The sequence below is a fragment of the Oceanobacillus halophilus genome, assembly GCF_003628505.1.
In the GTDB taxonomy this organism is placed as follows: Bacteria; Bacillota; Bacilli; order Bacillales; family Amphibacillaceae; genus Oceanobacillus; species Oceanobacillus halophilus.
Genome location: NZ_RBZP01000010.1, coordinates 23810 through 48773, shown reverse-complemented (window position 1 = coordinate 48773; position 24964 = coordinate 23810). Strand labels below are relative to the sequence as shown.

Sequence of the window (24964 nt, the reverse complement as noted above, 5' to 3'; positions counted from 1 at the left end):
AAAACAGGCCACAAAACTGGCCTGTTTTTATCCTTATTCCTCCACCCTATAAACAAAATAATCAAAATCAGCCGCTTTACCCTCACCAGATATATCCTGACATTGCATACCAACAAATGCTCCAGTAAAGAATCCGCCGCCGCGAATATAGTCATCGGACAATTTGTAAGAATAAAACTCAACTGGAATCTCTTCCCAAGTCGTTCCATCAAAGGAATAAGAATAGGTATAAACACTTGTTTTTACATTGACACGAAGGTAAACATATTCCACATCTTCAGGAATGACAATTTCTTTTCCTTTTAGTGGTTGATCAAATGTAAAGTTATCGCAAGTGGTTAAATCAAGGATTCTACCTTTTTCTTCATTCCAAGTGATTTGAAGTGCTGTCCAGTTTTCTGTGTTGTAGTAATTAACTAAGCCTGCAGCTTGCTGGAAATTTTCTGGTTGGAATGCTACTTTTGTTTCTGCAGTAAAGTTAAAATGCTGCCAGCGTCTTGCTACAAACGCTTGAGTGAATTTAGATGTTAAGGATTCTCTGCCATGAATGCGCAGATGTCCTGGGTTTTCTTTTAAGGAAACAGTTTGCTCACCTAATGGAATACGTAGTGTTTGGAAATGAGCATTTAGTGTTTCTGCATCAAAATCGTCTTTTTCCGGATAATCTGCTTCCCAGGTTACTTCATCAATAGCCGGTCCTTCGATTTGCATAGAAGGTTGGTTTCCACCGACCACATATGGCCAATCATTTTTCCATTCTAGACGTTGGATAGCTGTTTCACGACCTAATGGGCAGAATCCACGTGGATCCAGTAAAGGTTGATCTTCTTTTGGTAAAGGACGTCCAGTTAGATGTACCAAGAACCACTCATCTGTATGTGTTTTAACAATCGAAGCATGTCCAGCTTTTTGCAATGGATTTCTTGGATGTGCAAATGATGAGATTAATGGATTTTCAGGATGTACTTCATATGGTCCCCAAATGTTTTTGGAACGTGCAATCGTTGCTTGGTGGTCGTATTTTGTTCCACCTTCAGCAGTTAACAGATAGTAATAGCCATTGATCTTATAGATATGTGGTGCTTCTGTTAGCTTGACATCGGTTCCTGTAAATATAATTTCCTTTTTGCCTACTAATTTTCCTTGTTCTGCATCAAATTCTTGAAGGACAATGCCATTGAAGTTGTGGTTGCCAACACGTGGGTCCCAAACCATGTTCATGAAGTATTTCTTTCCATCTTCATCATGGAATAGGGAAGGGTCAAATCCAGAACTGTTCATGTGAATTGGCTCGGACCATTCTCCGTCAATGGTGTCACAAGTAACGAGGTAGTTATGGCAGTCTTTCCATTGTCCATCTGTTACTTTAACATCGGTATAAATAAGCCAGAATTTACCATCACTGTAAGAAAGTGCTGGTGCCCAAACACCACCAGAGTCAGGGTTACCCATCATGTTTAATTGACTTAAGCGGTTTAAAGGTCTTGAAACTAAACGCCAGTTTTTTAAATCCTTGGAATGGTAGATTCCTACGCCTGGGAACCATTCAAAAGTTGATACGGCGATATAGTAATCTTCTCCAGCACGACAAATGCTTGGATCAGGATTAAATCCAGTTAAGATAGGGTTTTGAATTGTTGTCATGTTTATCCACCTCGAAGTAAAATTATTTAATATAAAGTTATGAAGAATACGCTTTCTTTTAAACGAAAAAAACAGTATTCACCAGGGCCTAGTTTATGAGATTGCCCCTTCATTTGTTTCTATTGCTTGCAGTAAAAATTTCTCCACGGCAAAGGCTGATACTCCTAGAGCTGCGGAATGTGTTAGTAGGGCAGAAAAGTCTACTTTTAAGTCCTTTTGGCTAAACCATAGTGTTTGGTTTTCCACCCACTGACGGAGAGGCTCTTTCAACCAAGTCTCAGCTGCTGCGATTCGGTTACCAATGATTACTTGTTCTGGATTAAATATATTAATGATATTGTTGATACCAACCCCAAGATATTTGCCAATTTCCTCAAACAATTGGATGGAGTCATGGTCTCCGTTTTTAGCAAGTGATATTAATTTTTCTAAGGATATTTCCTTTGAATCAGGGATATGGATGTTGTTTCGTTGAGCACTTTTTATTAAGGCTCTTTCGGAAGCATATAATTCCCAACAGCCTTCACTGCCACAACTGCATTTTGTACCACCTACCTCGATGGTCATGTGGCCGAATTCCCCTGAAAAACCATTGTTCCCTTTGTAAAGTCGCCCATTTAATATAAGACCAACACCTATACCAATTCCAACACTTACATAGATGATATTATGGTGATTTTTCCCAATACCGAATGTTTTTTCCCCGTATGCCCCGGCATTTGCTTCGTTTTCTATTGTCACTGGCACACCAAACTTGGATTCTAGTTCTTCTTTTAAATCAATATTTCGCCAATTAAGGTTCGGAGCCAATAGTATCTTACTATCATTACTTATAATACCTGGTACGCCAACTCCTATACCGATAATTCCATAAGGAGTGGTCTCCGTTTGAGCAGATAAGTAATCAACCATCTTGATCATTTCCTGAAGGATTTCTTCGTACGTGAGGTTATCAAAATCTACATACTTTTCATGGCAAATGTTCCCTTCCAAGTTTGTTAAGATTCCGAGTAAATAGTTAACGCCTAAATCAATTCCGATTGAATATCCTGCTAATTGATTAAAATACAGTAACACAGGTCTTCTGCCACCACTTGATTTTCCAGGGCCAGATTCATAGATTAGTTTTTCCCCTAATAATTCATTTACTAACGATGATACCGTGCCCTTGTTTAACCCAGTCAAACTAGCGATATCTGCTCTTGAAATAGGGGCATTATTTCTAATAGAATCTAACACGAGCGTTTTATTCTCTTTTTTTACAACTTGCTGATTCCATCGCTTATTTTGCCTCATTTATATTTCAACTCTTTCTTCCCATTTGGAAATTGTATGGTTTGGTCAAATTTATTATAACACTTTGTACATCCGATAGACAAACAAAGTTTTACATCATATACTAAATGTAAGGATAAATTCTATGACATAATATGTAGAAAAGATTTAATGGCATATTATATAAACGTTTATAGGACTTTCTCTTTACATTTAGGATAATATGAAATTACCGAGAAGTAAAATCTATTAGATAAAAAAATAATAAAAGGCGAGGATTTTTAAGTTAATTAATGAAAACGCATTCCGATGATGGTACACAAGCGAATGCGAATGAAGTTTACTAACAGAAAGGTATGGTGATATGTTTACTCATCTAAGAAAATGGCATTCTTTAAGAAGCCAAATACTTATCGTATTCTTATTTGTCATGGTTATTGTTTTATTTGTAGTAGGATATCTCACCTTAAACCAAGTTTCTTCGATGCTGAAGAAAAATGCGGAGGAGCAAACGCAGCAGGTTGCTATTGAAGCAAGTGGGAGGGTGGATTCTCTCTATGAGCAAATTAATATTGCTTCCAAATTTGTTATTACAAATGATGAAGTTCAAGAAGTTCTGGATCGGAGCTTCCGGGGACAAGATGTGTCTTTTTCGGATAGGCAACAGTTACAAAGTATCGTGAATAACATCCAAGTTAATTCTGATGGGGTGTTTTCCATGGAATTATATAACAAAAGAGAAGAGAGATTGCTACCATTAGATAATAAGCTTTTGTCCGGGAGAATTGGACAAGAATGGATTGAACGAGCAGATGAAGCGAAAGGAAGTTTAGTCTGGATAGGTAGTGATCCACAAGATCCCAATCATTCACTCGTAATTAGAAGAATAAATTTGATGAATCACGGATTTGCCAATGCTGGTTATTTGGTTATGAGCATTTATAACAGTTATTTTCCATTTGCGAATCAAGATAATATAAATCAGTATTCTATTTTACTAGATAATAATAAGGATCAAATCAATTCCAATTACGATGGCTCGATAGAATCCATTGCAGAAGGGGATCAGACTTCTATTCGTATTAATGAGGAAGATTATATGGTTACGAAGGAGACTTCTGATGTGACAGGCTTTATGGTGTTAATTCTCACTCCAGTAAGCGCGCTGACGGAAGGAATCGATGGAATTCGTAATGGAATTGTACTTTCTGGAATTTTAGGTATCATCATTTATTTTATTTGTTCGTGGCTCCTTTCTACAATTATTACAAAACCGATTATCAATTTAACCAACACCATGCAGCGAGCAAATGAAGGACTGCTGGCGACTAATCCACAAATGCTAGCAGTTAGTGAAATAACGGAATTAAATAGTACGTATAACCGGTTGGCAGAAGAAACGAATCATTTGATCCAAATGGTTTACCAAAAGGAAATTAATCGCAGTCAAAGTGAATTAAAAGCGTTACAAGCCCAGATTAATCCTCATTTTCTTTATAATACCCTCGATGCACTGCGCTGGTCTTTAGAGGAAAAGGATGAGGAGGAACTTGCTGAAACGGTAATTGCGATGTCGGACCTCTTTCGTTATACCATCACGAAGGATAATGAAGATGACTGGGTTACTTTGAAAGCAGGATTTAAACATATTGAGGACTACCTGGAAGTCAGTAAATTACGTTTTGGCGATCGGCTGAAATGGAATTTATCTTTACCGAAAGAGTTGGAACATATTATGATTCCTAAATTAGTTATCCAGCCATTTGTGGAAAATGCCGTGGTGCACGGAGTCGGAAACAAAGTGGATACATGTACCGTTAAAGTTTCGATTAAACAAGTGGATAAAGAATATATCCAAGTACTGGTTCAAGATGATGGACCTGGTATGGATGAAGCCAATCTTCAATCTATTAATCAATCATTGAAATCAGGTGGAGTAACTTCATCTGCAGGAGGGAAGGGAATGGCTATCTCCAATGTATACAAACGCCTCCAATTATATTATAAAGATCGATTAAGAAAGGAATTGCAGATTCAAAGTGAGGTAAATAAAGGTACGGAAATCTCTTTTGAAATTCCTGTTACGAGAGGAGAATAACCATGTATGATAAAACGATTTTAATTGTTGATGATGAACCAAGAACAAGAGAGGGGCTAAAAAAAACATTAGATAAAGGCTATGAAGGTGCATTGCAAATTTTGACGGCTTCCAATGGTGCGGAAACATTAGAAATTATAGAGGAGCAGAGAGTGCATGTACTTTTAACCGATATTCGGATGCCTGAGATATCTGGGTTGGAACTACTAAAAATATTGAAAGAGAAAGATAGATTACCAGTTACGATTGTTATTTCTGCTTATCCAGAGTTTGAGTATGCGCAAGAAGCTCTAAGTCTTGGAGTCATCAATTACTTGCTTAAGCCTATTAGTAAGAAGAAATTGATGGAAGCTGTAGAAGAAGCCATCAAAGTTTATGATAAAAATACAAGAACAGGCATTATCTCGAAAGTTGTCGATGAAAAGCTTATAGAAGCCTATGATAAAAATAACACTTCCAGCAGTGCCATTCGTGATGCGATGCATTATATTGATAAGCATCTAGACAGGGAACTTTCTCAGAAGGAAGTAGCTGAACATGTTCATTTAAACCCTAGCTATTTAAGTGTTTTATTTAAAGAACAGGTACACCTTACATTCAGTGAATATGTGACTAGACGAAGAATCCAGCATGCCAAAGAATTATTAATATCAACCAATATGCCGATAGCAGAAATAGCCGAGAAATCCGGGTATAAAACAGCTAAATATTTCAATAAGATTTTCAAGGATTTGGAAGGAGTGACCCCTGGTAAGTACCGAAAAAACAGCGGTGAAAGGGCTTTCTAAAAATAATGGTATTTTACCTAATCGCTGTTACCTTTTTTAGAAACGAAGTCGGTGCTAAACTGAATTTGTAGTCAAAATTAACTAGTCTATACGACTAAGGAGGTTTTTTCATTGTTTAAAAAGAAAGCGCTATCGGTATTTATTATGTTCGTATTAGCAGTTCTTGTCCTGGCTGGTTGTGCATCATCAGATGATTCTGATACAAGCTCAGGCGATAGTAATAGTGATTCAGGCAGTGATGAAGCAACTGTCAAGTTTATGCATTTATGGCCAGAAGGAAGTTCGGCTCAGCATCACAAAGTGGTAAACGAAATTATTGCCGACTTTGAAGCGGAAAATGAAGGCGTAACCATTGATTTGGAAGTACTAAGTAATGAGCAATACAAAGATAAAATTAAAGTTCTTTCTACTTCTAATGAATTACCAGATGTAGGGATGACTTGGGCAGCTGGTTACATGGAGCCATATGTTGACGGTAACATGTATGCTCCATTAGATGATGTCATTAATAAAGATGATTTTGTTGCAGGTACTACGGAAGCATTCGCTATCGATGATACAACATACGGTCTTCCATTAGAATTAAATATCTCAAGTATTTACTATAACAAAGCAATCTTTGATGAATATGGTTTAGAAGAACCTGAAACGATTGAAGAGCTTAACGAAATCGTTGCAACATTAAATGAAAACGGTGTAAACCCAATTGCTTTAGGTAACAAAGATGCATGGACAGGTTCTATGTGGTACATGTATTTTGCTAACCGACTAGGTGGCGATCAAGACGTACTAACCGAAGCTATTTCTCGTGAAATTTCCTTTGAAGATCCAGCATTAGTACAAGCAGCGGAAGAAGTGCAAAAATTAGTTGATGCAGATTCATTCGTAAGTGGTTTTAACGGTCTTGCTGATGAAGAAGCAAAAAGTATGTTTATGGGAGAGCAAGCAGCAATGTACTTAATCGCTTCTTGGGATCTTCCAAACTACACAACAAACGAAGATGTTCCACAAGAATTTAGAGATTCAGTAGGATACTTCCCATTCCCTAAAGTGGATGGAAAAGGGAACATGAATAACTTTGTAGGTGGACCAGGGGTAGGACTTTTCGTTGCGGAAGACTCTGATGTTAAAGAAGAAGCAAAAGCATTCGCAGCTTACCTTACTGAACAATGGGGTGAAAGAGCGGTAACAGATGTAGGTATTATTCCTGCAACAAAAGTAGATACAGATTCGGTTGATCTTCACCCAATGTACACAGATGTATTAAATGACTTAAACGCAGCAGAAAATATTACCTTGTATGCTGACGTACAAATGAGTGCAGAAGATGCACAAGTACACTTAGATATGATTCAAGCATTATTTGGTGGAGAAGTAACTCCAGAAGAATTCGCGAAAGCACACGAAGAAGCACTTTCACAAGAATAATTGAATCTTAAATGAAGTATTCATCCAGTACAAAGAAAAGGACATATCCTAGACTCTGGGAAGTCCTTTTCTTACTTAAAAAGGCTGTTCAAAAAGTCCGGTAACCCTTATTATCCTCCTTTTTGAACACAAATTTAAATAAGACTATGGGGTTGAATGTTATGAACAAAGTAATGTCCAATAAATGGATTATCTTCTTATATACGTTTCCAGCACTCCTCTTAATCGCCGTTCTCATCGTTATTCCACTTATTCTTTCTGGTTACTTTGGACTAATGGATTGGGACGGAATAGGCGCCATGGAATTCATTGGCTTGGAAAACTATATTGTCGCACTCCAGGATACAAAGTTTTGGGAAAGTGCTCTACATTCCTTTTTATTAGCTATATTTTCTGCACTAAGTCTTCTTATTTACTTGGCAGTCGCACTAATACTAGCTTCGAAAATTAAAGGCGCAAACTTTTTAAGAAAAATCTATTTGATCCCAATGCTTTTATCTTCTGTTGCCATTGCGCAACTATGGGTGAAAATTTATAATCCATCTAACGGTATGTTAAATAGTATCCTAATGGGTTTAGGTATAGACAACCCACCTGCATGGCTTGCAGATCCTAATATCGTACTTTATGCCATCTTTATTCCTATTATTTGGCAATATGCAGGTTTTTATATCTTAATTTATTATGCAGCATTGAAGAACATTCCAGAATCATTGGTGGAAGCTGCGAAGATTGATGGAGCAACACCATTACAAATTGCTCTAAAAATTAAAGTTCCGCTCATTATGAATGTATTTAAAGTAACCATCGTATTATCCATCGTTGGATCCTTGAAATACTTTGACTTGATCTATGTAATGACAGGTGGAGGACCAAACGGAGCAAGTGAAGTTATGGCATCCTATATGTACAAATTAGCCTTTGCAAGTTATGACTTTGGATACGGTAGTGCAATCGGGTTCCTGCTATTAATTATTACCCTAATTGTTACTGTAATCATCCGTAAATTAACAGCTTCCAAAGATGAAATTCAATATTAATAGGAGGGTCCTAACATGAGACGAATCGGTTATATTTTACTATATGTTGCTTTAGCTATTGTCGCTGTGTTCCAGATTTTCCCGATTATATGGTTGTTCATGTTCTCTTTGAAAACCAATCAGGAAATCTTTGCCGGTAATCCATTTGCCCTGCCGACAGATCCAAAATGGGAAAATTATGCCAAAGTATTTGAAGGCGGAATTGGAACGTATTTCTGGAATAGTATTTGGATTACCGTTGTCGCAACTGTGATAACTATTTTAATCGCAAGTATGGCTACCTTTGCCATTACAAGAATGAAATGGAAATTCAGTGGATTAGTATTAGGAATTATTATGGTTGGTCTAATGATCCCAATTCACTCTGCGTTAATACCACTATATAACATGTTCTTAAATGTTAACTTAATTGATAATCCTTTATCGATTGTGATTACGTATACAACGTATAATTTACCGATAACGGTCATGATATTACTCGGATTCTACACCACGATTCCGCGTGAAATCGAAGAGGCTGCAATTATTGATGGAAGCTCGATTCATCGCTTATTTTTCCGAATCATTCTACCAATTTCTGCACCGATCATGTCAACAACGGTTATTATCAATATGATTTATAACTGGAATGAATTTGTGTTTGTTAATACATTTATTAGCTCTGACAAATTCAAAACATTGACAGTAGGTATTCAAAACTTTATTGGACAGTACATGACCGACTGGGGAGCAATTGGTGCAACACTGGTTATTAGTGTACTACCAATCATCCTTGCCTTCTTATTCTTCAGTGATAAAATTATGGAAGGTATTACTGCTAGTGCGGTGAAAGGTTAATTCTCTAAAGATGTTTTAAAGACCACCTCATCCTTCTGTGTTAATAGCAGTAAGGTGCGGTGGTTTTTTCTGGTTTTCCTTTCTTTGTAGAAAATCTATCAACCGGCAATTGGCATCAATCAACCGCCTCGCTGGATTCTATCAACCGGCAAGTGGCATCAATCAACCGCCTGCCGGATTCTATCAACCGGCAAGTGGCACCAATCAACCGCCTGCTGAATTCAATCAACTGACGAGAGGCACCAATCAACCGCCCGCTGGTTTCTATCAACCGGCAAGTGACGTCAATCAACCGCCTTCTTGGTTCTATCAACCGGCAATTGGCATCAATCAACCGCCTTCTGGATTCTATCAACCGCCAAGTGATTTCTATCTGTAATTATCTAAAAAGAAGCATAGATCATACCTACTCTATAAATCAATTTCGAGTAAGAGGAGGCGGAATATGAAGATGTCTATAGTCTCTATAAAATGTTAAAAAAAAACTATCTTTTAGAAAAAATCCTTAATCTCTTATTATTGTTCGTTCATCCAGTATACAAACAATGTTTTTAATGGTAATATAAATATGCTTATAATCAAAAAAATATTTTTCTAGGAGGGTTTTTAAATGTATTTAAAGAAAGCGATTACAACTGTGGTGGTCTTATTTGTTTTATCTTTATTGCTTGCTGCGTGTGGGGGAGGGTCTGATGCGAGCGTAGATTCTTCCGGTGAATCAGATTCGGGAAATAAAACAATTAGGTTTATGCACTCTTACACAGAAGGCAGTACAGCTCCGCAATACAATACAATAAACGAGATTATCTCAGAATTTGAAGAAGATAATCCTGACGTTACGATTGAATTAGAAGTTTTAAGTAATGAACAATATAAAGATAAAATCAAAGTATTATCTACTTCGGATGAATTACCGGATGTTGGCATTACATGGGCAGCAGGATACATGAAGCCTTATGTAGAAGGAAATAAATATGCTCCATTAGATGACATTTACAATAAAGATAACTTTGTAGCAGGAACCACAGATCCGTTTTCTATGAATGGAAATACATATGGACTACCATTAGAATTAAATATAGCAAGTATCTATTACAACAAAGCTATTTTTGATGAATATGGATTGGAAGAGCCTGAGACTATGGAAGAACTGAATGAAATTGTAAAAACGTTAAATGAAAACGGTGTTAATCCTGTTGCACTTGGGAACAAAGATGCTTGGACTGGTTCCATGTGGTATATGTATGCAGCTACAAGACTTGGTGCTGATCAGGATGTTATAACAGATGCGATTAACCGGGAAATGTCCTTTGAAGATCCGGTATTTGTTCAAGCAGGTGAAGAAATTCAAAAACTTGTAGAGAATGACACATTTGTTGCTGGTCCGAATGGTTTAGCTGATGAAGAGGCAAAAAGTATGTTTTTAAGTGGACAGGCAGCAATGTACTTAACAGCTACATGGGATTTAGCAAACTTTACAACAAATGAAGATGTTGCACAGGAATTTAGAGATTCTGTTGGGTACTTCCCATTCCCTTCCATTGATGGAAAGGGAAACATGAATAATTATGTTGGTGGACCTGGAGTTGGGTTGTTCGTCGCTGAAAACTCTGATGTGAAAGAAGATGCAATGGCATTTGCATCTTATCTTGTGGAACAATGGGGCGATAGAGCGGTAACTGAAGTAGGAATGGTACCTGCAGCTAAAATTGATACGGAATCCATGGATCTTCTTCCATTGTACGTTGATATTTTAAATGACCTGAATGAAGCTGAAAACATTACACTATTTGCTGACGTACAAATGACAGCGGCAGATGCTCAATTGCATTTAGATATGATTCAAGCATTATTTGGTGGGGAAGTTACACCAGAAGAATTTGCAAAGGCACATGAAGAGGCACTTTCAGAAGAATAATAAAGTACAATGAAAAGGACTTCTCCTAGACTCTGGAAAGTCCTTTTACTATATTTATAAAAAACCACCTTGTCCAACAGTTTTTAGAAACGGTATGGGGAGGTGGTTTTTGATTATTATGCAGGTTTATTTTTCATCAATATAACAATTGAAGGTCAATATAGTACTCACCCAAATCTTGCTTTGTGAATATTTTCCTTAATTGTTGATATCTGTGTTACTTTGGTTGATACAACAGGTGAACGTTGAAATAGCCCTCAGTCCTGTAGATATATGCACCTGAATGGTAGATATACTTCAATAATTCGTTGATATCCCATGCTAATAGTCGATGCAGCTCTTATTTCTGTCTCTGCTCCACCTTATTAAAGGCATGTAACGCTAGCCAAGTGGTGATGAATGCATAAGTCGTACCGCCGAAAATAAAGAACAATGCTGGGATCGCGCGCATAATGAAGACTACGGATACAAGACTAATAATAATGAGAAAGCTTTGAATCGGACTGATCAACATAATCAAAAATGCATTTTTCATAAGTGGCCCTACTTTTAAATCAAAGTGCGCATAGCTTGGAAACAGATAAAATAGGAATAAAGCAACCATGAGCATAAAGGCAAATAATGGAATATAAGTCCAGGTTAGCTGCTCATTCATATTAATTTGAATGTAATAAATATCAATGGCAATGAAAGCTAGTATGATATTAAGGAATAAGCCCAACAGGTTGCTTTTAAGAAAATCACGTTTGTAATACTTCCAAAACGTTTTTAAGACAGGTAAATCCGTTGTTCCTCTTAACCAATCTCGAACCATTGCAAACATGGCGATGGTAGAAGGATAGAAGCCAAGAATAACCCCGCCCAACAATGTAAAGATAACCCATAAAAGATTGACATAGGCAAATTTAGTAATCCATTCCAAAATGTTATAAATCGCACTCGTAGTACTGTTCAATGCTGTGTCCTCCTTTAGATGACGTCTGTTTAATCGATGTACTAAGTAGCATGTACTACTCATTATACGATAAATTAGCTGTTTTACCTATCCTAATCGAACAATTAATGGATGGAATAAATTGCCGCACGATAGCTTTATGGATATGCGAAAAGTAGAATCCAATAATAGGCTACTTTCAGACGTACATCAAAAAAAATAAAAAAACTTTGTTCATTCGATAGACTAACTAACAAATCCATGCTATAATAAATTTGTGAAAGCATTTACATTATTATTAAATTATTTAAATATATAATTCTAGGAGGATACAACACATGACGTATTTTAACAACGTAAGCAATATCAAGTATGAAGGTCCAAAATCAACGAATCCATTTGCATTTAAATTCTACAATCCAGAAGAAAAAATTAATGGAAAATCAATGGAAGAAATTCTTCGCTTTGGTGTGGCATACTGGCACACATTCACCGAAGACCTATCAGATCCATTTGGTGCAGGTACTGCGATTCGCCCTTGGGATAAATTCACGGGAATGGACCAGGCAAAAGCACGCGTAGAAGCAGCATTTGAATTCTTCGAAAAGATTAATGCTCCATTCTTTGCATTCCATGATGTTGATATCGCACCTGAAGGCGACACGCTAGCTGAATCTAACAAAAATCTAGATACGATCGTTGCGATGATCAAAGAATACATGAAAGATTCGAAAACAAAATTACTTTGGAACACCGTAAATAATTTCAGTAACCCACGTTTTGTACATGGTGCAGGATCATCCAGCAATGCGGATGTATTCGCTTATGCAGCTGCGAAAGTGAAAAAAGGCTTAGAAGTTGGGAAAGAACTTGGAGCAGAAAACTATGTATTCTGGGGTGGCCGTGAAGGATACGAAACACTTCTAAATACAGATATGAAATTAGAAATGGACAACTTAGGACGTTTCTTCCATATGGCCAATGATTATGCGAAAGAAATTGGCTTTGATGCACAATTCCTAATCGAACCAAAACCAAAAGAGCCAACTTCTCATCAATATGACTTTGATGTAGCAAGTGGTTATGCATTCTTACAACATTACGGTTTACAAGATGTCTTCAAATTTAACATCGAAGCAAACCATGCAACCTTAGCGGGTCATACATTTGAACATGAATTACACTATGCAAGAATTCACAACATGTTAGGTTCTGTGGATGCCAACCAAGGACATCCATTACTAGGCTGGGATACCGATGAATTCCCAACAGATCTTCATACTTCTGTACTAGCTATGTATGAAATCTTGAAAAATGGTGGACTAGGTCGTGGTGGATTGAACTTTGATGCGAAAGTTCGCCGTGGATCATTTGCTCCAGAAGATTTATTCCATGCACATATCGCTGGAATGGATGGTTATGCCGTTGGGTTAAAAGTAGCGCAACGCTTAATCGATGATAAAGTTCTTGAAAACATCGTTGACGATCGCTACAAGACTTACAAAGATGGAATTGGCCTTGATATTGTAGAAGGAAAAACAGACCTTCATAAATTAGAAGAATATGCGCTAGGATTGAAAGAAATCAACAACGAATCTGGTAAACTGGAAAGCATTAATGCTACAATCAATCAATATCTATTAACAACATTTGCAGGTGAGTAATAGATAATCTTATCAGTTCATCTAGGAATGACACGTATGCAGAAGGAAGGTCCGCCCTTCCTAACTGCCAAAAGAAAGACGAAGACCATTCCAATCTGTGTCTTCGTCTTTTATATCTTATTAGAATGCAGGAGAGATTAATGATGAAATACGTAATTGGAGTAGATTTAGGGACAAGTGCTGTCAAAATATTATTAGTGAATCAGCAGGGAGAAGTGACGCAGGAAGTTTCTAAGTCCTATCCACTCATTCAGGAAAAAGTAGGCTACAGTGAACAAAATCCAAATGACTGGGTAGAACAAACGGTTGCTGGCTTATCCGAATTACTAGCAGATTTTAAAGGGAATCCAGAAGATATCGAAGGACTTAGCTTTTCCGGACAGATGCATGGACTCGTTCTATTAGATGAAAATAACGAAGTCTTACGTAATGCCATTCTTTGGAATGATACAAGAACGACCAAAGAATGTGAAGAGATTTATGAAAAAGTGGGCAAAGAACGCCTACTAGAAATAACGAAGAACCCTGCACTGGAAGGATTTACCCTACCAAAAATACTATGGGTGAAAAATCATGAACCTGAAGTTTTCAATCAAGCAAAAGCCTTTGTATTACCGAAAGACTATGTTCGCTTGAAATTAACTGAGCAGTTGCATATGGAGTATTCAGACGCAGCAGGGACATTACTGTTAAATGTTGCTGAAAAAACATGGAGCAAAGAGATTTGTGAAATATTGGATATTAATCCAGAAATTTGTCCGCCATTAGTTGGTTCACATGATGAGGTTGGTACAATTACTGCGGGAATCGCTGAAGCTACAGGATTAAGTCCTGCAACAAAAGTATTTGCAGGTGGCGCTGATAATGCATGTGGTGCCATTGGTTCTGGAATTTTAGAGGATGGAAAAACATTAGCAAGTACCGGTACATCTGGAGTGGTTTTATCCTATGAAGCAAATGGAGATAAGGACTTTGAAGGTAAAGTTCATTACTTCAACCATGGAGCACCAGAAGTGTTCTATACCATGGGGGTAACACTTGCAGCAGGATATAGCCTATCTTGGTTTAAAGACACGTTTGCAAAAGAAATTGACTTTAACGAACTATTAGCGGATATCGATAGCGTTCCAGTTGGATCCAATGGGCTAATCTTTACTCCTTATATTGTTGGAGAAAGAACCCCGCACGTAGATGCGAACATTCGCGGAAGCTTTATCGGCATGGATGCATCCCATGAGAGAAAACATTTTGCTCGTGCGGTTCTGGAAGGAATCACCTTCTCTCTAAATGAATCGGTTGAAATTTTCCGTGAAAATGGCAAAAACATTGATACGGTAGTTTCCATCGGTGGAGGCGCAAAAAATGAATCATGGCTGCAAATGCAAGCTGATATTTTCAATGCAACAATCGTAAAAATGCAAAGTGAGCAAGGACCAGGAATGGGCGCAGCAATGCTTGCAGCGTTTGGTTGTGGTTGGTTCGACACCTTGAAAGAATGTGCAGATGAATTCTTGAAAGAAGATAAAGTATATACACCAATTCCAGAAAATGTGGAAAGATATAAAGGATTATTTGCGATTTATCAAGAGGTTTATGGAAAAACGAATGATTTAAATGAGCAGTTAATGGATTATCGTAACTAGTTTATAGAAGGCTATCTCATGATATGAGCAAATGTTGCTTATGGGGATAGCCTGTTTTGAATATTAGTGGAAGAGCCTTCATATTGTTATAAAATGCGACACAATATGAAATGGGGTTGGTGCTTTAACAGCTCCGGAAATATTGTGCTAATCCACTGATTATTTACAACAATCTTTTAGAACACAACACAGCATAAAAAGAGGAGGAATTACTTTGAATTACAAACAATTAGGAAATACAGATTTAAACATTAGCAATCTAAGTTTTGGTACTTGGGCTATTGGTGGTGCATGGGGCAAAGTTAATGATACGGAATCATTGAAGGGCTTAGACCGTGCAATGGAGTTAGGGGTTAATTTCTTTGACACCGCAGATGTGTATGGGGATGGCCATGCGGAGGAGCTTTTAGCAAAAGCAACGAAAGGAAAGGAATCTGAGATACATATCGCTTCGAAGTTTTGCCGTGCAGGGGATATAAACGATCCAAAAAATTACTCCGAAGAACAGGTGCGCACCTATCTTGACAACACATTAAGACGATTAAACCGCGACACTTTGGATTTATATCAAATTCACTGCCCACCACTTGAAATTTTAAAAGATGGCAGTGTATTTGACGTACTGGAAAAATTAAAAGCAGAAGGAAAAATTCGTTACTATGGTGTAAGTGTAGAGACGGTAGAGGAAGGATTATATGTCCTGGAAAACTCTGGAGCAAGTGCCTTACAAGTTATTTTTAATATGTTCCGTCAAAAACCACTGGAAGAATTATTCCCAAGAGCCATGGAAAAAGGAGTTGGCATTCTTGCGAGAGTTCCGCTTGCAAGTGGTTTGTTAACTGGTAAATTCAGCAAAGATACGACTTTTGAAGAAGATGATCATCGCCGTTTTAACAAAGACGGACAAGCCTTTAATGTAGGAGAAACTTTTGCTGGTCTTGAATTTAATAAAGGTGTGGAATTAAGCCGTGAGCTCGAGTGGATTGCAGAAGGAAGAGGAAATATGACCAAAGCTGCTTTAAAATGGATTCTGGAACAGGAAGCGGTAACGAGTGTGATTCCAGGTTTCCGTAATGTGAAACAGGTGGAGGATAATCTAGGAGCACTGGATGTGAAGGATTATACGGAAGAGGAATTGAGCCGTTTGGTGCGATTTTATGAGGAAAAAGTGAAGGATCATATTCGCGGGGCTTATTAAGAAATTTTAATCCATGGTAAAGGAAATAAATTACATTTTCTCACATGCTTTCAATTGTATGGACTAAGCTAATCATATTAAACTGCTTTTAGAAGCTTTTAATAAGGGGTTGAACTATATGATTAACATTGAAGGATTACATCATGTAAGTCTTTCGGTAACTGACTTGGAAAAGGCAAAGGAGTTCTACGGAAATATTCTTGGGTTTGAAGAGTTAGACCGACCTAATTTTGATTTTCCAGGGGCCTGGTACAAAATAGGCGACTTACAATTACATCTAATTGTTTATGATGATTCCGAAACCTTAAGAACGAGTCGCAATATTGAATCCAAAGAAGGACACTTTGCGATTCGTGTTAAAAATTATTATCAAACACTTCGTTATTTGCAAGAAGCAGGTGTTGAGATACTATTAAAACCAAATAGCAAAAGCGGTTTTGCGCAAATCTTTTGCCAAGATCCTGACGGTAACATTATAGAATTTAACGTGGAACAAACATCGATTCGAGCTCAGTGAAGAGGTAAATAACTATATAATCTAGCAATAAAAGAAGAAAAGAAAGCATTAAGCAAAGCTAAAATAAATAGAAAAAACGAGGGCACCTTTGAATCATATAGTGCCCTCGTTTTTCTATTCTTCAATTGGTGAAATTACTTCATCACTAAATTCAAACTTACTTACATTAAACATTTTCCTATTACTATTGTTTTCAGTGGTGAAAACAAGGTATAAGTCATGGAAACCATAGGCACCATCAGTTGAGTTTGTATCAATCATTGTTGATACAGTTATCGGGTCATTTGGATTTCCGTTCCTTGGAACATCCATGGTTCCAACGATTTTACCGTTATAAGGGTCGTCTAATCTAACTTCAATCGTACCACCTGCAATTGGAGCTACTTTAGCTTTCATACTTAATATTCCTCGTTTATCAGCTTCACCTGAAGCAGATCCATCTGCAAAGTTTACGTTAGAATATTTAATATAGGAACCATCCCTAACATTCGTTATTACTTTATCCCCATTTTTATTATTGTCTACTCGTAATCCAGAAGTCTGTCCATCATTTTCTGCAGCTAAATAGGTAGAAAACACGTCTTTCATATCAGGAAGGGCAGGTAATTCAAATTGTTCAGGAATAAAACTTGTTACACTGGAACCTCTTAGTTCCATAGTAAAGTTATTATCATTTACATTTACCGAATCTAGCTTTTTGAGATTTTCGCTAGCAGAGGTTCGGTAAGGAACAACAGCATTTACATCTTCAGGGAAGTTATCTAAATCAAATGTTATCGTTTGATCCTCTACACTATTATTCACGGCAACAATTGTAAAGTTATCAGTAGCGGAGTCTTTGTATGCCGTAACCTTTACATCATCTGCAGGATTATTTGCCTCTAGCATGACATAGCCAGGCTGAATAAATCTACTGTAATTCCCAAAAGTATAGAAACGTTTAAAGACGCGGTATAATCCATTTTCTGTTGGATCTATTCCTTGATCACTGCCATCATTCACGAGACGAATTAAATCAGAACCGTCCGCTCCGTTATTTGCGGCTGGCCACCACCAGAAATAAGCATTTGTACCTGACACTTCGAACATATTTCCGATAAGGTTAGCATATCTCAATCCATCAGTAATAGTGTTATTTTCAAAAGTTTGTTTGTTGTCACCTTGATTCATGTATTCTGTTTGCCAAATAGTTTTTCCTAATTCGTTTGACCGTTTAAAGGCATCTGGGTCAGGTGTAGTTTCACCTTCTTGTAATCCTGTGTATGCATGAGCTGCAACAACATCTACATATTTATTGGTCTTAGGATCATTTATTGCTGGAAGTGCATATTCTTCACTAAATCTCATTGCCTCACCTAAAACAATGTTAGTACCGATATCTCTATCTTCAAAAGTAGGTCCCATATAATCGCGAACAAAAGTATTTAACTCATCTGGAGTCCATACGTTACTGGAATATCCTGTATTTAAGTCAGGTTCATTTGCAGGAGAAACATGCGTGATATCTATATCAAAATGCTCTTTATAACCTTTGACATAATCTGCTAAGTACTCTGCAAATTGCTGATACATATCTTCTCTTAATTTGTTTGGACCTTCCCCGTTATCTATAACGCTATTATTTTGTTTCATCCATGCTGGTGGGCTCCAAACTGTACTTAAGAAGGTCTCTACTCCTCGTTTTTTAGCTTCATTCATAATCCAGATTTGATACTTGTCAAACTCATCTTTATTCCAATCTGGGTCATCCCAAACATATTCTCCTGGGTTTGGCATGATGGTTTCACTAGGTCCATCATAGTCTTCGTTTCCCCAGTCATCAATTCCACCATCGCCAACCATGTTCCGAACAATACTTATTCCGATACCTTTCTCTTGGCTGAACAATAGGTCTAGTATTTGAGTTCGAACTGGGTCGTCTAATCTCATAATGGATCCGCCCTTATGAAATGCAAACGATCCTCCAAAACCATCTATTTCTTGTAATTCTTCATCCCATTCTATAACGCTTGCTGGTTGGTCAGCAGAATCTGCTAGCAATGGGGTAGTGGAACCAAAGGTGCTAAAGACCAGTAGAAAACTGAGAAGCACATTAAAGGTTCTGAAAATAGTAATCTTTTTCCTTTTCATTATCTTCCCTCCTAAGTTTTGTTAAAAGTCACAATTAGAATTCTTCCACAAGTTGAAAACGTTGTCAATTCATAATATTAAAAATAGTCCGAAATAACCAATAAATGTATTTAAATAAAAAATAATTGAAATTACGATAAGAAACTTCTATAATGGAGATGTAACTACCATACTAGTACTATTAGAATATCAAAAATTAGAAGAATTGGAAAGAGGTGAGAATAATTCCGCCGGTCATTAAAAGAGAAAATTATTCAACCAGGGACTTTGTTTATGAGACATTAAAGAAGAGAATTATAGAACTTGATTTGGAACCTGGTCAAAAAATTTCTGAGCAGGAAATTGCAAAAGAGTTAAGTGTAAGTCGTACACCAGTAAGGGAAGCATTTTTAAAACTTTCACAGGAAGATATGCTGGGTATATATCCTCAGATTGGTACAATTGTTTCTATGATTGACTTGGATCTAGTTGAAGAAGGAAGGTTCATTCGAGAAAATATTGAGAAAGCAGTTGTACGAGAAGCCTGTCAGGATTTTGATGAAGAACAGTTTTTTAGACTGGAATCCAATATTGTCATGCAAGAACTATGCTTGAATAAAGGATCTTACCATCAATTGCTAGAATTAGATGATGAATTCCATCGATTGTTATTTGAAGGATGCAACAAACTGAGGACCTGGAAAATGATTAGACAAATGAATAGTCATTTTGATAGGTTACGAGTTCTTCGTTTAGCTTCTAATCTTGAATGGGATATTCTTGTATCTCAACATAAGGCTATCCTTAATTTTATTCAGGATAAAAAAGAAGAGGACGCGGAGAAATTGATTGTCCAACATTTAAACTTAGTAAATTTTGAGAAACAGGAACTCAAGAAGAAATATCCGAATTATTTTTAATTCGCAAGATTTGAATAAATACATTGATTCTTGTTTGTAAAGGTATAAAATCAATGTATTTCTTCACAATATAGGAGGTTAAGCAAATGCAGGAAATATTAAATAACGAGAACAATCAACTATTAACCAATAGTTATCACTGCTGGCTACAGTATCGGAAGTTAGAGAATGCAGAAAAATACAGCAAAATAGCTTCTACAATCGCTGTTGCTGATGATACCGTTGTAATAAATTCTGCGGTCAATGAACTGAAGAATGCACTGAACTCAATGTTCGATATAACACCATCTGTTCAACCTTTCCCAACAAATGAATATTCTATTGTTTTAGGTACATATGAAAGCGTTGACTTAGAAGAGTTTGGTATTGCTAGAGAACTATTTTCTAACTTAAATGAAGAAGGGTACCTTCTAAAATATGCTGAAAATCAAAAACAGGTACTATTAATTGGTAAAACGGATCAAGGCACTTTATATGCAACTTTTCATTTCCTAAGGATTTTACAAAGAGAAGAGTCTATTGATGATTTAGAGATTATTGAAGCACCAAAAAATCAGTTAAGAATGATGAATCAATGGGATAATATCGATGGTTCCATTGAACGGGGTTATTCTGGCAATTCTATCTTCTTTAATGATAACGATTTCACTAATGATTTAACAAGAGTAAGAGATTATGCAAGGCTTTTATCATCTGTTGGAGTAAATGCCATTTCTATCAATAATGTAAATGTTTGGGATATAGAGACGAATTTAATATCTGAGAAATTCCTTCCCAAAGTTAAAGAGGTAGCAGACATTCTGGAGTCTTATGCGATAACAACGTACCTAAGCATAAACTATGCTAGTCCAATGGAATTAGGAAACCTGGAATCCGCGGATCCGCTTAATGAAGAAGTAGAAAAATGGTGGGCTGAAAAGGTAGAAGAGATTTATAGCTATATTCCTGAGTTTGGTGGTTTCGTTGTCAAAGCAGATTCAGAAGGGAGACCAGGTCCATTCACGTATGGAAGAGGACATGTGGAAGGTGCCAATGTATTAGCACGAGCACTAAAACCTTTTAATGGAAAGGTAGTATGGCGCTGCTTCGTTTACAATTGTTTACAAGATTGGCGAGACAGGAAAACAGACCGAGCTAGAGCTGCGTACGATAACTTCAAATCGCTTGATGGCCAATTTCTGGATAATGTTATTTTGCAAATTAAAAATGGACCAATGGACTTCCAAGTGAGAGAACCAGTCTCTCCGTTATTAGGTGCAATGAAAGATACCAATCAAGTACTTGAATTTCAAATTGCACAGGAATATACCGGTCAGCAAATAGATGTTTGTTATTTAATCCCTCAATGGAAAGAAGTATTAAATTTTGATACATATGCCAAAGGAGAAGGATCAACTGTTAAATCCATTGCTGATGGTTCATTGTATGGCTATAAACATAGTGGTATTGCAGCGGTATCCAACATTGGTGATGATATTAACTGGACAGGAAATACATTAGCCCAAGCAAATTTTTATGGATTTGGGAGACTGATTTGGAATCCTGATTTAACAACAGACGAAATTACAAAAGATTGGATTCATTTAACATTCGGAAATGATCCAAAGGTAGTTGAGGAAATTGAATATATGTTACTTCATTCATGGAGAACTTATGAGAATTATACCGCACCACTTGGTGTAGGCTGGATGGTTAACCCAGATCATCATTATGGACCGAATGTTGAAGGGTATGAGTATTCGAAATGGGGTACCTATCATTTTGCAGATCGTGATGGTATTGGTGTTGACCGAACGATTGAAACTGGAACAGGGTATGCTGGTCAATATTTTGAACCAAATGCAAAAGTTTATAATTCATTAGAAAATTGCCCAGATGAACTGCTTTTATTCTTCCATCATGTCCCATACACACATAAATTGCAGTCAGGGGAAACAGTTATCCAACACATTTATAATACTCATTACCAAGGTGTAGAAGAAGTCGAGGACTTTATTCAACGATGGAACAGTTTGAAAGGTAAAGTAGAGGATTGGGTATTTGAAAATGTGAAAGATAGATTGCAGAGACAATTAGAGAATGCAATCGAGTGGCGTGATCGCATCAACACTTATTTTTATAGGAAGTCTGGCATACCGGATCAACAAGGTAGACCGATTTATTAACGTAATAACAAGACCTCTTCCATATGGGCTGCCCATTTGGAAGAGGTCTCTCTCCACACTTTTAGAATGCGTAGTTATTTCTCAAGAGCGTAATATCAATAAAACAATAGGTTCTGACCATTCGATATTTTAAAAAAATATATACAAATCTTATTGCCATTTTAAAGAATTATAGATAGAATATAGATAACTAACATACTAGTATAATTAAAGTGGTAATATTATCAGTATAATCTTTTTCTGGTATAACTGCGCTTTTATCTACCATACTAGTATAATTAAAATACTTAAAGTAGAGATTGTGTCTTGGCCATATTTTTTTGGAATGAATGCAATCGATTACAAGAAATATCCTAAAGGAGGTGATTGTGAAAAAAGGGTGCCTATTGAAAGATATTGATGATATCGTTTTAGATTATTTACTATAACGAGGAGGGAAATATATGAAAAAACAAAAATGGATTTTATTAGCTACTATTTTGATGATGGGAATTATACTAGCTGCATGTGGTGGAGGTGCTGAAGAAAGCGGTGGTTCTGATGACCCCACTACACTGACTATTTATTCTGTAGCTGGTGGAGATGAATATTACAATGATATTGTTATACCCATGTTTGAAGAAGAAACAGGTGGAAAGTACAACGTAGAGTATGGTCGCGGTACCCCACAGGAAATCATTAATAAAATAAAAACACAAGGTGATAATGGAACAATCGACGTTGTTATTACTGGATTAGACGGTCTTCCATTAGGAATAAATGATGGTTTATGGGAACAACTTTTACCAGAGTACAGTGAAGAAGTTCATGCGGATGAATGGAATGAAATTGGAAGCGCTTATAAAGAATCTTTTGATGGATATGGTGCTCCAGTAACTACTGGTTCAGGTGGGCCTATCCTAGTTTATAACAAAGACAAAATTGATAACCCACCAACTACTTATGCAGAACTGAAAGATTGGATTTCAGAAAACCCAGGTAAATTTACTTACCCAGCAGTACCATCCAGTGGTCCAGCAAGAGGATTTTTCTTTGGATTAGCTCAATCTTTAGGGGAAGATTTTAATGACCCTCAGTCGTTGGACGAGACTTGGACATACCTAGAAGATATTGGAGAAACGATCGATAACTATCCAACAAAAACCTCTGATAGCTTTGACTTGCTTTACGAGGGAGCGGTGGATATCATACCACACACTCCATTTTGGTTTGCTAATTTAGTAGCTACAGATACTGTACCACCAAATATTGGAGCTGTTGCTTTGGAAGATACGAAACAAATTATCGACTCTCATTTCTATGTTATGTTAAAGGATTTACCGGACGATCGTAAAGCAGCTGCATTAGAATTTCTAGAGTTTGCAACTTCAAAAGAGGTTCAATCTCAAGGATATGCAGTTGGCTTCTTACCGGCTAATGGCGAAGCATCTCCGGAACTTCTAGAAGAGGAATATGTGGAAACTTATAATCACTATCAAGAAGGTGTTATGCCAGAATTTAAAGACGGAGAAACCATTTATGTTCCAGAAGATAATTGGGTGTTATTCCCTAACTTAGAAGCTACGAATGAAAGTTATAGTCTTTGGGAACAGAATATTCAAGCGAAATAAAAAATGAAGAAAAAAACCCCGCCTTATAAGGCGGGGGTACTAAAGGAGTAATGGGAATGTCACAAGCCGTAAAGAAAAAGAATTCTACTACGATTCTAGATTCAACTAGAGTTGAAATTAGAAATTTAACAAAACAGTTTGGTTCTACTACCGCAGTACATAATGCTAGTCTTGATATTGAAAACGGAGAGTTTATGACACTTCTCGGACCAAGTGGATGCGGTAAAACAACCATCCTATCAATGATACTTGGTACTTTGCAACCTACGTCAGGAGAAATTACTTTTAATGGACAGCCAATCAATAAGATTGATATGAGCAGAAGGGATATAGGGATGGTTTTCCAAAACTATGCATTGTTTCCTCATATGACGGTTGCACAAAATATTGCTTTTGGATTAGATATGAGAAAAGTAAGTAAGTCAGAAAAGAAAAAACGGGTTGAGGAAGCTATAGAAATGGTTCAGTTGAATGATTTAGGAAATCGTTTTATTAAAGATCTGAGTGGGGGACAACAGCAAAGGGTTGCACTGGCACGCGCAATAGTTATTAGACCACGTGTATTATTGCTTGATGAACCATTAAGTAACTTAGATGCTAAACTTCGTAAAGAAATGCGTACACAATTGAAAAAGCTGCATGATGAATTAGGGATTACTACAATTTACGTAACGCATGACCAAGAAGAAGCATTATCCTTATCAACCAAGGTAACCGTCATGTCAAATGGAATTATCCAACAAATTGGAACGCCAAAAGAAATATTTGGGAAACCGAAAAACTATTTTGTGGCTAATTTTATAGGATACGGTAATTTCTTAAGAGGAAAACTTATTGATGAGCAGGATGGACAATTTATTTTTGAAGCGGATAAAGATTCCGTTCGACTAGTAGTAAATCATGATAAACAGCACCAAGTTGGTGATGAAGTAATTCTAACAATAAAACCAGAGATGCTCGAGATTATTACGGACCCCAAGATTGGAATGAACACGCTAAGTGGAAAAATTACCGTAAGTGACTATATTGGAAGTGCAACAGGTTATGAAGTTGAAACAAAAGAAGGAAGAACATTTAAGGTGAACGTATTAGGATTGAATCCATATGCGATGGGAGAAGAAGTAAGACTATATTTGGACCCTGCAAAACTATTAATTATTGATGAGGAGTGATTGA

At 36.8% G+C, this 24964-nt stretch carries 19 protein-coding genes; 14 read left to right on the top strand and 5 right to left on the bottom strand.

Translation table 11 applies throughout. The features are described from left to right. Positions 1–33 precede the first annotated feature (33 nt). Both D8M06_RS12595 and D8M06_RS12590 read right to left on the bottom strand, forming a co-directional pair. Complete coding sequence (locus D8M06_RS12595; RefSeq protein ID WP_121204767.1) at positions 34–1644, bottom strand: glycoside hydrolase family 43 protein; 1611 nt, start codon at positions 1642–1644, stop codon at positions 34–36. Positions 1645–1737: 93 nt separating this feature from the next. Then, a complete protein-coding gene (locus tag D8M06_RS12590; protein WP_121204766.1) occupies positions 1738–2940 on the bottom strand; it encodes an ROK family transcriptional regulator in 1203 nt (400 codons plus the stop codon). A gap of 343 nt (positions 2941–3283) precedes the next feature. Between D8M06_RS12590 and D8M06_RS12585 the strand changes: the two genes are divergently transcribed. The 5 genes from D8M06_RS12585 (at position 3284) to D8M06_RS12565 (ending at position 9110) form a co-directional block, all read left to right on the top strand. Further along, complete coding sequence (locus tag D8M06_RS12585; protein WP_121204765.1) at positions 3284–5017, top strand: sensor histidine kinase; 1734 nt, start codon at positions 3284–3286, stop codon at positions 5015–5017. A 2-nt stretch (positions 5018–5019) separates the two neighbouring features. Further along, positions 5020–5805, top strand: coding sequence for a response regulator transcription factor (locus D8M06_RS12580; protein WP_121204764.1), 786 nt, complete (start codon positions 5020–5022; stop codon positions 5803–5805). Between the two features lie 111 nt (positions 5806–5916). Next, the gene (locus tag D8M06_RS12575; protein ID WP_121204763.1) at positions 5917–7233 is read left to right on the top strand and encodes an extracellular solute-binding protein; all 1317 of its coding nucleotides are present in this window, start codon (positions 5917–5919) and stop codon (positions 7231–7233) included. 161 nt (positions 7234–7394) lie between these two features. After that, a complete protein-coding gene (locus D8M06_RS12570; RefSeq protein ID WP_121204762.1) occupies positions 7395–8273 on the top strand; it encodes a carbohydrate ABC transporter permease in 879 nt (292 codons plus the stop codon). A 15-nt stretch (positions 8274–8288) separates the two neighbouring features. Next, positions 8289–9110: a carbohydrate ABC transporter permease gene (locus D8M06_RS12565; protein WP_121204761.1), complete on the top strand. Its 822-nt coding sequence runs from the start codon at positions 8289–8291 to the stop codon at positions 9108–9110. 115 nt (positions 9111–9225) lie between these two features. On the opposite strand, the gene D8M06_RS19725 is transcribed toward D8M06_RS12565, so the two are convergent. Continuing rightward, positions 9226–9465, bottom strand: coding sequence for a hypothetical protein (locus D8M06_RS19725; RefSeq protein WP_147404975.1), 240 nt, complete (start codon positions 9463–9465; stop codon positions 9226–9228). A gap of 255 nt (positions 9466–9720) precedes the next feature. Here D8M06_RS19725 and D8M06_RS12560 point away from each other — a divergent pair, with 255 nt between their 5' ends. Then, a complete protein-coding gene (locus D8M06_RS12560; RefSeq protein WP_121204760.1) occupies positions 9721–11028 on the top strand; it encodes an extracellular solute-binding protein in 1308 nt (435 codons plus the stop codon). A gap of 340 nt (positions 11029–11368) precedes the next feature. Here the strand turns inward: D8M06_RS12560 and D8M06_RS12555 are convergent, their stop codons facing one another. After that, positions 11369–11983, bottom strand: coding sequence for a YesL family protein (locus tag D8M06_RS12555; RefSeq protein WP_121204759.1), 615 nt, complete (start codon positions 11981–11983; stop codon positions 11369–11371). Between the two features lie 317 nt (positions 11984–12300). Here D8M06_RS12555 and xylA point away from each other — a divergent pair, with 317 nt between their 5' ends. The 4 genes from xylA to D8M06_RS12535 all read left to right on the top strand — a co-directional run bounded on the left by xylA (position 12301) and on the right by D8M06_RS12535 (position 16984). Continuing rightward, complete coding sequence (gene xylA, locus D8M06_RS12550; protein WP_121204758.1) at positions 12301–13626, top strand: xylose isomerase; 1326 nt, start codon at positions 12301–12303, stop codon at positions 13624–13626. A gap of 143 nt (positions 13627–13769) precedes the next feature. After that, complete coding sequence (xylB, locus tag D8M06_RS12545; protein ID WP_121204757.1) at positions 13770–15269, top strand: xylulokinase; 1500 nt, start codon at positions 13770–13772, stop codon at positions 15267–15269. 214 nt (positions 15270–15483) lie between these two features. Beyond that, positions 15484–16467, top strand: coding sequence for an aldo/keto reductase (locus D8M06_RS12540; RefSeq protein ID WP_121204756.1), 984 nt, complete (start codon positions 15484–15486; stop codon positions 16465–16467). 118 nt (positions 16468–16585) lie between these two features. Then, entirely contained in the window at positions 16586–16984 is a 399-nt protein-coding gene (locus tag D8M06_RS12535; RefSeq protein ID WP_121204755.1) for a VOC family protein, read from the top strand. 114 nt (positions 16985–17098) lie between these two features. Here D8M06_RS12535 and D8M06_RS12530 read toward each other — a convergent pair whose 3' ends face one another. Continuing rightward, entirely contained in the window at positions 17099–19114 is a 2016-nt protein-coding gene (locus D8M06_RS12530; RefSeq protein WP_121204754.1) for a glycoside hydrolase, read from the bottom strand. 215 nt (positions 19115–19329) lie between these two features. On the opposite strand from D8M06_RS12530, the gene D8M06_RS12525 reads away from it, so the two are divergent. From D8M06_RS12525 to D8M06_RS12510, 4 genes are all read left to right on the top strand, one after another. Then, entirely contained in the window at positions 19330–20013 is a 684-nt protein-coding gene (locus tag D8M06_RS12525; RefSeq protein WP_121204753.1) for a GntR family transcriptional regulator, read from the top strand. An 86-nt stretch (positions 20014–20099) separates the two neighbouring features. Then, on the top strand, positions 20100–22178 hold the full coding sequence (locus D8M06_RS12520) for an alpha-glucuronidase family glycosyl hydrolase (RefSeq protein WP_121204752.1): 2079 nt from the start codon (positions 20100–20102) through the stop codon (positions 22176–22178). Between the two features lie 443 nt (positions 22179–22621). Beyond that, positions 22622–23788, top strand: coding sequence for an extracellular solute-binding protein (locus tag D8M06_RS12515; protein WP_121204751.1), 1167 nt, complete (start codon positions 22622–22624; stop codon positions 23786–23788). 56 nt (positions 23789–23844) lie between these two features. Further along, on the top strand, positions 23845–24960 hold the full coding sequence (locus D8M06_RS12510; protein WP_121204750.1) for an ABC transporter ATP-binding protein: 1116 nt from the start codon (positions 23845–23847) through the stop codon (positions 24958–24960). The last annotated feature ends 4 nt before the right edge of the window (positions 24961–24964 follow it).

Excerpts from the sequence above, each read along its gene's own strand:
- D8M06_RS12530 (WP_121204754.1), bottom strand. The coding sequence starts at position 19,114 with ATGAAAAGGAAAAAGATTACTATTTTCAGAACCTTTAATGTGCTTCTC.
- D8M06_RS12595 (WP_121204767.1), bottom strand. The coding sequence starts at position 1,644 with ATGACAACAATTCAAAACCCTATCTTAACTGGATTTAATCCTGATCCA.
- D8M06_RS12590 (WP_121204766.1), bottom strand. The coding sequence starts at position 2,940 with ATGAGGCAAAATAAGCGATGGAATCAGCAAGTTGTAAAAAAAGAGAAT.
- D8M06_RS12565 (WP_121204761.1), top strand. The coding sequence starts at position 8,289 with ATGAGACGAATCGGTTATATTTTACTATATGTTGCTTTAGCTATTGTC.
- D8M06_RS12535 (WP_121204755.1), top strand. The coding sequence starts at position 16,586 with ATGATTAACATTGAAGGATTACATCATGTAAGTCTTTCGGTAACTGAC.
- D8M06_RS12515 (WP_121204751.1), top strand. The coding sequence starts at position 22,622 with ATGAAAAAACAAAAATGGATTTTATTAGCTACTATTTTGATGATGGGA.
- D8M06_RS12580 (WP_121204764.1), top strand. The coding sequence starts at position 5,020 with ATGTATGATAAAACGATTTTAATTGTTGATGATGAACCAAGAACAAGA.
- D8M06_RS12510 (WP_121204750.1), top strand. The coding sequence starts at position 23,845 with ATGTCACAAGCCGTAAAGAAAAAGAATTCTACTACGATTCTAGATTCA.
- D8M06_RS12585 (WP_121204765.1), top strand. The coding sequence starts at position 3,284 with ATGTTTACTCATCTAAGAAAATGGCATTCTTTAAGAAGCCAAATACTT.
- xylA (WP_121204758.1), top strand. The coding sequence starts at position 12,301 with ATGACGTATTTTAACAACGTAAGCAATATCAAGTATGAAGGTCCAAAA.
- xylB (WP_121204757.1), top strand. The coding sequence starts at position 13,770 with ATGAAATACGTAATTGGAGTAGATTTAGGGACAAGTGCTGTCAAAATA.
- D8M06_RS12560 (WP_121204760.1), top strand. The coding sequence starts at position 9,721 with ATGTATTTAAAGAAAGCGATTACAACTGTGGTGGTCTTATTTGTTTTA.
- D8M06_RS12520 (WP_121204752.1), top strand. The coding sequence starts at position 20,100 with ATGCAGGAAATATTAAATAACGAGAACAATCAACTATTAACCAATAGT.
- D8M06_RS12570 (WP_121204762.1), top strand. The coding sequence starts at position 7,395 with ATGAACAAAGTAATGTCCAATAAATGGATTATCTTCTTATATACGTTT.